At 68.0% G+C, this 9,041-nt stretch carries 9 protein-coding genes; 4 read left to right on the top strand and 5 right to left on the bottom strand.

The window, feature by feature from the left end; translation table 11 throughout:
- Positions 1–205 (top strand): hypothetical protein (locus EX88_RS27215; RefSeq protein ID WP_235186353.1); only part of this gene is annotated, 205 nt, incomplete at its 5' end.
- 284 nt (positions 206–489) lie between these two features.
- Here EX88_RS27215 and EX88_RS0119440 read toward each other — a convergent pair.
- Both EX88_RS0119440 and EX88_RS0119435 read right to left on the bottom strand, forming a co-directional pair.
- Positions 490–1,065: a GNAT family N-acetyltransferase gene (locus tag EX88_RS0119440; protein ID WP_031373649.1), complete on the bottom strand. Its 576-nt coding sequence runs from the start codon at positions 1,063–1,065 to the stop codon at positions 490–492.
- Positions 1,066–1,200: 135 nt separating this feature from the next.
- Complete coding sequence (locus EX88_RS0119435) at positions 1,201–1,554, bottom strand: hypothetical protein (RefSeq protein WP_031373648.1); 354 nt, start codon at positions 1,552–1,554, stop codon at positions 1,201–1,203.
- A gap of 283 nt (positions 1,555–1,837) precedes the next feature.
- Here EX88_RS0119435 and EX88_RS0119430 point away from each other — a divergent pair, with 283 nt between their 5' ends.
- The gene (locus EX88_RS0119430) at positions 1,838–5,530 is read left to right on the top strand and encodes an indolepyruvate ferredoxin oxidoreductase family protein (RefSeq protein ID WP_031373647.1); all 3,693 of its coding nucleotides are present in this window, start codon (positions 1,838–1,840) and stop codon (positions 5,528–5,530) included.
- A 130-nt stretch (positions 5,531–5,660) separates the two neighbouring features.
- On the opposite strand, the gene EX88_RS26185 is transcribed toward EX88_RS0119430, so the two are convergent.
- The 3 genes from EX88_RS26185 to EX88_RS0119415 are packed head-to-tail and all read right to left on the bottom strand — an operon-like array spanning position 5,661 to position 7,231.
- A complete protein-coding gene (locus EX88_RS26185) occupies positions 5,661–5,909 on the bottom strand; it encodes a hypothetical protein (RefSeq protein ID WP_144436312.1) in 249 nt (82 codons plus the stop codon).
- Positions 5,910–5,927: 18 nt separating this feature from the next.
- A complete protein-coding gene (locus EX88_RS0119420; protein WP_031373646.1) occupies positions 5,928–6,695 on the bottom strand; it encodes an anti-sigma factor family protein in 768 nt (255 codons plus the stop codon).
- The gene (locus EX88_RS0119415; protein WP_031373645.1) at positions 6,692–7,231 is read right to left on the bottom strand and encodes a sigma-70 family RNA polymerase sigma factor; all 540 of its coding nucleotides are present in this window, start codon (positions 7,229–7,231) and stop codon (positions 6,692–6,694) included. Before EX88_RS0119415 ends, EX88_RS0119420 begins: the two co-directional genes overlap by 4 nt.
- 141 nt (positions 7,232–7,372) lie before the next feature.
- Here EX88_RS0119415 and EX88_RS0119410 point away from each other — a divergent pair, with 141 nt between their 5' ends.
- A complete protein-coding gene (locus tag EX88_RS0119410) occupies positions 7,373–8,467 on the top strand; it encodes a catalase family peroxidase (protein WP_051885332.1) in 1,095 nt (364 codons plus the stop codon).
- Positions 8,464–9,030, top strand: coding sequence for a cytochrome b (locus EX88_RS0119405; protein WP_036149527.1), 567 nt, complete (start codon positions 8,464–8,466; stop codon positions 9,028–9,030). The genes EX88_RS0119410 and EX88_RS0119405 overlap by 4 nt, the downstream gene beginning before the upstream one ends.
- Positions 9,031–9,041 lie beyond the last annotated feature (11 nt).

Raw genomic sequence — 9,041 nt, 5'->3', positions numbered from 1 at the left:
GCTTCCGCCACTAAAGCGGCGGGTTACTTTCTTTTGTCATAAGCAACAAAAGAAAGATAACCAAAGAAAAATGCTTTTCCGTGAATCACAAGCCCGCACGAACGGTGCCGACGCTGGGATTTTTCATACGGGACATCCATGTCCCGATGAAAAACGGCCCGCACCCCTGCGCGCCGCCCTCCGGGTCTTCTATCGCCTTCGCTAGTGCGAAGCTGCACACAGCAACGGCAACGGCAACGGCAAAAAAATCGCCTGGACCAAGCAGCGTCGCAAGACCGAAGCAACGCGGTCGCGACTTGCGTCGCTCCTACCCTGACACGATACGAAGTGACAACGCGAGAATGAGAGGACGCGGTCGCGGCTTACGCCGCTCCTACAGAGTATCTTGGCTAGCGTCGCGGGGTCGAAGCAACACGGTCGCGACTTACGTCGCTCCTACCCTGGGGTCACATGGAGCGACGGTGCGAACATGAGAAGCGCGATCGCCCCCTACCCCGAAGCCGCCTTGCGACGCTGCGCCTGCCAATCGCTGCGCAACAGCGCATACAAGGCCGTATCTGAAAACACCCCCTGCACGATCCAGCGCTCGCGCAGATAGCCCTCGCGTACGAACCCCTGTCGCTCGATGCTCTTGGTCGAGGCGGTGTTGCGCGGGTCGATGTCGGCTTCAATGCGGTTGAGGTCCATCGCCTCGAAACCGAAATCGATCAGCGCCGGCAGGGCTTCGCGCATGTAGCCGCGCGACCAGGCCGACACGGCCAGGGCATAGCCGATCTCGGCGCGCCGGCACGGCGGGTCGAGATTGAACAATGTGCAGGTGCCGATCAGCGCGCCGTCGTCGACCCGCTGCAGGCCCAGGCGCAGGAAATGGCCGGCGGCCATCGCCTCGCGGTCGCGGACGATCTGCGCATCGGCTTTCTCGATCGAATCCCAGGGCGGCGAGCTGCCGTAGCGCATCACTTCGGGATCGGCATAGATCGCCATCAGGGCGCCAGCATCGGCGGCGGCGAGCGGTCGCAACAACAGGCGTTGCGTGGTCAGGGTGACTTGGTCGAAGGCGGTCATCGCCCGACTGTAACTGTTCGGCGATGCGGCTCTCAAACGTGGCCCCGCATCTTGGGACTCGGCGCTCACCGGCGGCGATCATCGCGATCCGCCCAGCAAAATCGACGCGGTGGCGACACTCGAACCGATCCGGCACTACTCGGCCGCAGCCTCGGCCCGCATCGCACCGCAGGCGGCGCAGTGACTCGCGCGCGGCGTGCGCAGCGGCTTGCCGCAATGCGCGCACGGCGGGCCGTACAGGGACAGGCGATGGTGACGGATGGCGTCGGGCTTGGTTTCGAGCTGCCCGGTCATCCGGTAGTACAGCTTGAGCGCGTCGCGGCCGTGGGGCTGGGCCAAGGCGGCCTGCAGCGAGCTCGCGGTCGAGACGCGGTAGCGCTGCACTTCGGCGACGGCCTCGTCGAGGGCCGGCGCCATCCGCTCCCATTCGGGTTCGGTCAGCATCGGCACGACGCGGTCGCAGCGCCAGCAGTAAAGGTCTTGAGCCACGGGCTCTCCGGATGGGCGCCCGACGACGAGGCTCGAAGCCGCGCGATGCTGCTGAACGGCGCAGCATCCGTCAATCTCCCCGGCAATACGCCCAGGTACGCCGGCACGACGGCCGCGCCGACCGTCACACTCGTTCGGGCTTACCGCCCGGCTCACGGCGCGATTGGGCCTAAAGGCTATAATTCCGAGTCTTTGCTCGGGCCCCGGCGCGCCACCGCCGTCCCGGCCGGGATGCCGTCCCGCCCCGCCAGCCAACCCGCGGCACCGCCGCGAGAGCCCGCCCATGACCAGCACCGCAGAACTCAGCTCGCCTTCGTCGGCGAATACCGACCTGACCAACAGCGTCCTCGATACGGACTATTCGCTCGATCACAAGTACACCCGTCAGGAAGGCCGCATCTACCTGAGCGGCGTGCAGGCGCTGGTGCGCCTGCCGCTGATGCAGCGGCTGCGCGATCAGGCCGCCGGCCTCAATACCGCCGGCTTCATCTCCGGCTACCGCGGCTCGCCGCTGGGCGGTTTCGACCTGGAGCTGTGGCGCGCGCGCAAGTACCTGGAAGCCTCGGGGGTGAAGTTCACCCCGGGCCTCAACGAGGACTTGGGCGCGACCATGGTCTGGGGCACCCAGCAGACCAACCTGTTCCCCGGCGCCAAGGTCGAGGGCGTGTACGGCATGTGGTACGGCAAGGGCCCCGGCGTGGACCGCACCGGCGACGTGTTCAAGCACGCCAATGCCGCCGGCACCAGCAAGTACGGCGGCGTCCTGGCCCTGGCCGCGGACGACCACGCCTGCCGCTCCTCGACCCTGCCGCACGGCTCGGAAGGCGAGTTCACCAGCGCGATGATGCCGATCCTGAACCCGGCCGGCGTGCAGGACATCCTCGACATGGGCCTGATCGGCTGGGCCATGTCGCGCTTCACCGGGCGCTGGGTCGGCTTCAAGACCATCGCCGAAACCGTCGAGTCCTCGGCTTCGGTCGACGTCAATCCGCTGGCGCTGCAGATCGTCACCCCCGACGACTTCGTCATGCCGCCGGGCGGCCTGAGCATCCGCTGGCCGGATCCGCCGATGGACCAGGAGATGCGCCTGCACCAGTACGCGGTGAAGGCCGCGCAGGCTTTCGCCCGCGCTAACGGCATCGACCGCACCGTGATCGATTCGCCGAACGCGCGCCTGGGCATCATCACCACCGGCAAGAGCTATCTCGACGTGCTGCAGGCGCTGGAATACCTCGGCCTGGACGAACGCGCCTGCTCCGACCTCGGCATCCGCGTCTACAAGGTCGGCATGACCTGGCCGCTGGAGCCGGTCGGCCTGCGCGCGTTCGCGCGCGGCCTCGACGACATCCTGGTGGTCGAGGAGAAACACGCCTTCATCGAAAGCCAGATGAAGGAATCGATGTACAACTGGGACGGCGAGCGCCGTCCGTCGATCGTCGGCAAGTACGACGAGAGCGGCGAGTGGATCCTGCCCTCGACCGGCGAGCTGACCCCGGCCCGCATCGCCGGCGTGATCGCGCGCCGCATCCAGCGCTTCCACAACTCCGAGCACATGGAGAACGTGCTGCGCTGGATGGCCGAGAAGGAAAGCGAACTCGCCCTGCCGCGCGCCTCGTTCCCGCGCGTGCCGCATTACTGCTCGGGCTGCCCGCACAACACCTCGACCGTGGTGCCGGAGGGCTCGCGCGCGCTCGGCGGCATCGGCTGCCACTACATGGTCACCTGGATGGACCGCGACACCAACACCTTCACCCACATGGGCGGCGAAGGCGTGACCTGGTCGGGCCAATCGGCGTTCACCGACACCGAGCACGTGTTCCAGAACCTCGGCGACGGCACCTATTTCCACAGCGGCTCGCTGGCGATCCGCCAGTCGGTCGCCACCGGCGTCAACATCACCTACAAGATCCTCTACAACGACGCGGTCGCGATGACCGGCGGCCAGCCCGTCGACGGCACCCTGTCGGTGCCGCAGATCGCCCACCAGGTGCGTTCGGAAGGCGTGCACACCATCGTCCTGCTGTCGGACGACATCGCCAAGTGGAACAAGCGCGAGATCTTCCCCAGCGACATGGAGTTCCACGACCGCAAGGAACTCGACGCGGTGCAAAAGCGCCTGCGCGAGGTCAAGGGCACCAGCGTGCTGATCTTCGACCAGACCTGCGCGACCGAGAAGCGCCGCCGCCGCAAGCGCGGCAAGATGGTCGACCCGCAGAAGCGCGTGATGGTCAACACCCTGGTCTGCGAAGGCTGCGGCGACTGCGGCAAGAAGTCGTTCTGCGTCTCGGTGCTGCCGAAGGAAACCGAGTTCGGCCGCAAGCGCGAGATCGACCAGTCGAACTGCAACAAGGACTATTCCTGCGTCAACGGCTTCTGCCCGAGCTTCGTCACCGTCGAAGGCGGCGGACTCAAGAAGAAGAAGGGCTCCTCGGCCAAGGACCGCCTGCAGAACCTGCCGGCGCCGCAGTTGCCGGCGCTCGACACGCCCTGGAATATCCTCATCACCGGCGTCGGCGGCACCGGCGTGGTGACGATCGGCGCCCTGCTCGGCATGGCCGGCCATCTGGAAGGCAAGGGCGCGAGCGTGCTCGACCAGACCGGCCTGGCCCAGAAGGGCGGCGCGGTCACCACCCACATCCGCATCGCCAAGACTCCGGCCGACATCCACGCCGTGCGCATCGCCGCAGGCGAAGCCGACCTGGTGCTGGGCTGCGACATGGTCGTGGTCAACGACTACTGGGCGCTGTCGAAGGTGCGCGCCGGCCGCAGCGCGGTCGTGCTCAACACCTACGAAGCGATGCCGGGCACCTTCACCACCCGTCCGGACATGCAGTTCCCCGCCGCCGACATCGTCGCCGCGGTGCGTCAGGCGCTGGGCGGCGAAGAGCCGCTGCTGGTCGACGCCACTCAGCTCGCCACCGCGCTGCTCGGCGACGCTATCGCGACTAATCTGTTCATCCTCGGCTACGCCTGGCAGCGCGCGCTGGTGCCGATCTCGTTCGATGCGCTGATGCGCGCGGTCGAGCTCAACGGCGCCGCGATCGAGATGAACAAGACCGCGTTCGCCTGGGGCCGCCTGGCCGCGATCGACCCGAAGGCAGTCGCCGAAGCCGCCGGCTTGGTGCGCAACGCGCCGACCGCCGCCGAAGCGACGCCGCACGCCCTGCCGCACCTGGCGCCGGGCGAATGGGAAGGCAACGAATGGGGCGCGACCTCGGCCCCGCGCGCGACCCGCAACGAAGACGAACTGCGGCATGTGCCTGCGAACGCCGACAGCGACAACGTCGCCTTCCTGCCGCTCGACGACCTGCGCCTGTCGCGTTCGCTCGACGAACTGATCTCGCGCCGCATCGCCTTCCTCACCGATTACCAGGACGCGAACTACGCCAAGCGTTACGCCGACTTCGTCGCCAAGGTGCGCGCAGCCGAGCAGGCCAAGGCGCCGGGCTCGACCGACCTGGCCGAGGCAGTCGCGCGTTATTCGTTCAAGCTGATGGCCTACAAGGACGAGTACGAAGTGGCGCGCCTGTACACCAGCGGCGATTTCCAGCGCAAGCTGGAGCAGCAGTTCGACGGCGACTACAAGCTCAAGTTCCACCTCGCCCCGCCGTTGCTGGCCAAGAAGGACGACCAGGGCCGTCTGATCAAGCAGGAATTCGGCCCCTGGGTGTTCACCGCGTTCAAGTGGATGGCGAAGTTGCGCAAGCTGCGCGGCAGCAAGCTCGACATCTTCGGTTACACCGAAGAGCGCAAGATGGAGCGCCAGCTGATCGCCGACTACGAGCAGACCGTGACCGGCCTGCTGGCGACCCTGGACGGCGGCAACGTCGATCTGGCCGCCGAGATCGCCAGCGTCCCCGAGCACATCCGCGGCTACGGCCACGTCAAGGAAGCGCACCTGCACAAGGCCAAGGAGCGCGAGGCCGAGTTGCTGAAGGAATACCGCAATCCCTTGCGGATCGTGCAAGCGGCCTGAAGCTCGCCGGCATGAAAACAAAAAGCCCCGCATGCGGGGCTTTTTTGTTGCGCGAACCTGCTTGTCGTACGACCTTCATCGCACCGATGAAGACTTATGGCGACGGCTTATGGCGAAGGCTTATGGTTTTTCAGCTGCTGAAGCGGCGATCGATCTCGCTCGCCAGGTCCTGCACCTTCGACGACTCGGTCGGCATTTCCGATTCGTGCTGCGAGGCGCGGACCAGTTCGATCCGCGCCGCTTCCAGAGTGGGATCGTGATAGTGCGCGATCGTGAAGCGGCGCCAGTCCTGCTGCGTCGCCATGCCTTCCGCCAACGAGCGTAGAAACGTTCCGAACGCGTTGCGCGTTTCCTGCATATCCGTAGAGATCATCGTCATGGCCTTTCCTGAGTTCTGTCAGATCGCGCCATCCAGCGCGCGCCTGACGACATCCGCCGATTCCCCGCTGCTCACCATCGCATAGTTGTACCCCCCGCGCGACCAGTACTGTGTGAGCAAGTCGCCGTCGCGGCGGTCGCCGCGCGGCAGCAGGTGGCGGCGCGGGCCCGGCGGCCGGATATAGAAGCTGATTGCGTTACCGCCGGCGTCTTCGTAGACGACCAGGGCGGCCGCGCCCTGTTCAGTCGCAAGCAGGCGTGCGCCAACCTGGCGGAACCCCGCCCCGCTCAGATCGGGCAGGCGCATCGGTTCGCGGAAATTCGTATCGAGCCAGCCTTGCAGGTCGCCGCCGCGCGCCGCCCGATCGGGCCGCAGATCGTGGCGCGAGGCGAACAAACGGTGCGCCTGGATCGCATCGCCCATCGGCGCCATCGCCGCCGCCGGCGCGGTGCCGCGCCAGTCGCGCGCCTGCCATCCGCCGATGCCGCCGACGCCGAGACTCAACAGCACCGCCGCGGCCATCGCGTAGCGCGCGTTGCGCCGACGCGCGAGGCCGGCACGCAAGCGCATGGGGTCCAGGCGCGCCGGATCGGGCCCGGCCGGCGCCGCCACGGTTTCGCCGGCCAGCGCCGCGCGCAGCAGTTGCGCATCGCGCTGCCAGGCCTGGATCTCGGCGGCGCGTTCGGGATGCTGCGCAAGCCAGGCCTCGAACGCGGCGCGGCGCTCGCCGTCGAGCAGGCCGTCGACATAGGCGTGGATTTCGTACTCGCTCGGCGTGGTGATCATGGGGTCGACTTCGTTGCGGCAGGTGTCTTCAACAATCTCAGCGGCGACGCCGGGGTTTCGCCGTCGCTGAGCCGGCGCAGAGCGTCGCGTGCGCGCGACAAACGCGACATGACCGTGCCGATGGGCACCTGCAGAATGTCGGCGACTTCCTGGTAGCTGAGTCCCTCGACCGAAACCCACAGCAGCAGGCTGCGTTGTTCGACCGGCAGGCGCTGCATCGCTTCCAGGGTCGAACGCGCGAGGACTTCGCGCTCGGCCGACGGTTGGCTGTCGTGGGAGATGCCGAGCCGCGACAACAGACCGGCATAACGTTGCGAGCGGCGTTGGCCGTCGAGGAATTGGCGGTACACGATCGCGAACAGCCACGGCCGCAACGCCTGCGCGTCGCGGCGTTTGCTCCAAGCGGAAATCGCCCGTTCCAGCGCGGCCTGGACCAGGTCGTCGGCGGCATGCGGATCGCGGGCGAGCCAGCGCGCGAACCGCCGCAGCGAGGGCAGTTGTTCGCGCAGGGCGCTGTCGAGGTCGCTGGCGGGCATGGGCGGTCCGTGGAGGCAGGTCGGGGAATCTCTAAATGGGACGCCGCTGGCCGCAGTTTATTCCGCGGCCCGGGAATAAACCCCGCTGGCGCGCGTCGTACCCAGAGAACCCCGCCCCGCCTCCCCAACCCGAGTGCCCGCATGTCCTCGCCCACGCCACCGCCCGACCCGACCGACCGCCCCCGTCGACCGCCCTTCCCGCTCGCACGCTGGGCCCTGATCGCCGCCGCCGTGACCGGCGTCGCCGCCGCGTTCGGCTATGTAGGCGGTTGGCTCGACCCGCACCGGCTCACCCCGCAACGCATCGTCGACCGCCTGCAGGTCAACGGCGGCCTGCATCCGGGCTATCGCCGCAACCACGCCAAGGGCGTCTGCGTGATCGGCCATTTCGACAGCAACGGCAGCGCCGCCCGACATTCGAAGGCGGCCTTGTTCGCGCCCGGCCGCACGCCCCTGGTCGGCCGCTTCGCGATTCCCGGCGGCAACCCGCATGCGCCGGATTTCGGTGTGCCCATCCGCAGCCTCGCCCTGCGCCTGACCCAGGCCGACGGCCAGCAGTGGCGCACCGGCATGAACAGCATGCCGGTGTTTCCAGTCGCCACGCCGCAGGCGTTCTACGAGCAACTGGCGGCGGGCCGGCCCGATCCCGCCACCGGCAAGCCCGACCCGGCCAAGCAGGCCGCGTTCTTCGCCGCGCATCCGGAAACCGCGGCCTTCCGCGCCTGGGCCAAGAACCACAAGCCGTCGGCGAGCTACGCCACCGAAAGCTACTACGGCCTCAACGCGTTCTACTTCATCGATGCCGCCGGCACGCGCCAGGCGGTGCGCTGGCGCGTCGCCGCCGACAACCGCCCTGCGGGCAACGCGCCCGTGGCGCCACCGCAGGATTACCTCGACGGCGAGTTGAACCGACGCTTGGCGCAAGGCCCGCTACGTTGGCGCCTGTTGGTGACCCTGGGCCAGGCCGGCGACCCGACCGCCGATGCGACCCGGATCTGGCCGCAGGATCGTGTCGAGATCGACGCCGGCACGGTGGTGATCGAACGCAGCGAATCGCAAGACCACGGCGCGTGCCGCGACATCAACTTCGATCCGCTGATCCTGCCGGCGGGCATCGCCGCGTCCGACGACCCGCTGCTGCCGGCGCGCTCGTCGGCCTATGCCGAATCCTATCGTCGCCGCACCGCCGAGCAGGCCGGCGGCGCCACCGCTCACGCACAGGAGCAAGCGCCATGAATCGCGATACCGAATTGTTCTGGTGGCCCGCCCGCGTGCTGCATTGGCTGATGGCGGCGATGGTCCTGACCATGTTGTTCGTCGGCGTGGGCATGGTCGCCAGCGTCTCGGCGCGGCACAGTTGGTTGCTGGCGCTGCACAAGCCGCTCGGCGCGGCGATCCTGGTGCTGGCGACGCTGCGTTTGATCCTGCGCCTGTGGCGCGCGCCGCCGCCGTTGCCGGCCGATCTTCCGGCGTTGCAACGCATCGCCGCGCAGACTTCGCATTGGCTGCTGTACGCGCTGATGCTGGCCTTGCCGCTGGTCGGCTGGGCGATGCTCTCGGCCGGCGGTTATCCGGTCATGCTGAGCGACAGCCTGCGCCTGCCGGCGATCGCGCCGTTCGACGCCGACTGGTTCGCCCGCCTGCGCTGGCTGCATCGGGTGCTGGCGTATTCGCTGTTCGGCTTGATCCTGGTGCACGGCGCGGCGGCGCTGTACCACGGCCTGATCCGCCGCGACGGCGTGCTGCGCAGCATGCTGTGGCGACGGCGCGCGGCGGCGGAAACGCCGCCACCGTCGTAGGCCACGGACTG

It is taken from the genome of Lysobacter antibioticus (genome assembly GCF_000731095.1).
GTDB lineage: Bacteria > Pseudomonadota > Gammaproteobacteria > Xanthomonadales > Xanthomonadaceae > Lysobacter > Lysobacter antibioticus_B.
Note: the sequence above shows the minus strand (reverse complement) of the source record. Positions and strands in the feature narration are given on the sequence as shown.

Coding starts and splice junctions, on each gene's coding strand:
- EX88_RS0119440 (WP_031373649.1), bottom strand. CDS start 1,065: ATGACCGCCTTCGACCAAGTCACCCTGACCACGCAACGCCTGTTGTTG.
- EX88_RS0119430 (WP_031373647.1), top strand. CDS start 1,838: ATGACCAGCACCGCAGAACTCAGCTCGCCTTCGTCGGCGAATACCGAC.
- EX88_RS26185 (WP_144436312.1), bottom strand. CDS start 5,909: ATGACGATGATCTCTACGGATATGCAGGAAACGCGCAACGCGTTCGGA.
- EX88_RS0119420 (WP_031373646.1), bottom strand. CDS start 6,695: ATGATCACCACGCCGAGCGAGTACGAAATCCACGCCTATGTCGACGGC.
- EX88_RS0119415 (WP_031373645.1), bottom strand. CDS start 7,231: ATGCCCGCCAGCGACCTCGACAGCGCCCTGCGCGAACAACTGCCCTCG.
- EX88_RS0119410 (WP_051885332.1), top strand. CDS start 7,373: ATGTCCTCGCCCACGCCACCGCCCGACCCGACCGACCGCCCCCGTCGA.
- EX88_RS0119405 (WP_036149527.1), top strand. CDS start 8,464: ATGAATCGCGATACCGAATTGTTCTGGTGGCCCGCCCGCGTGCTGCAT.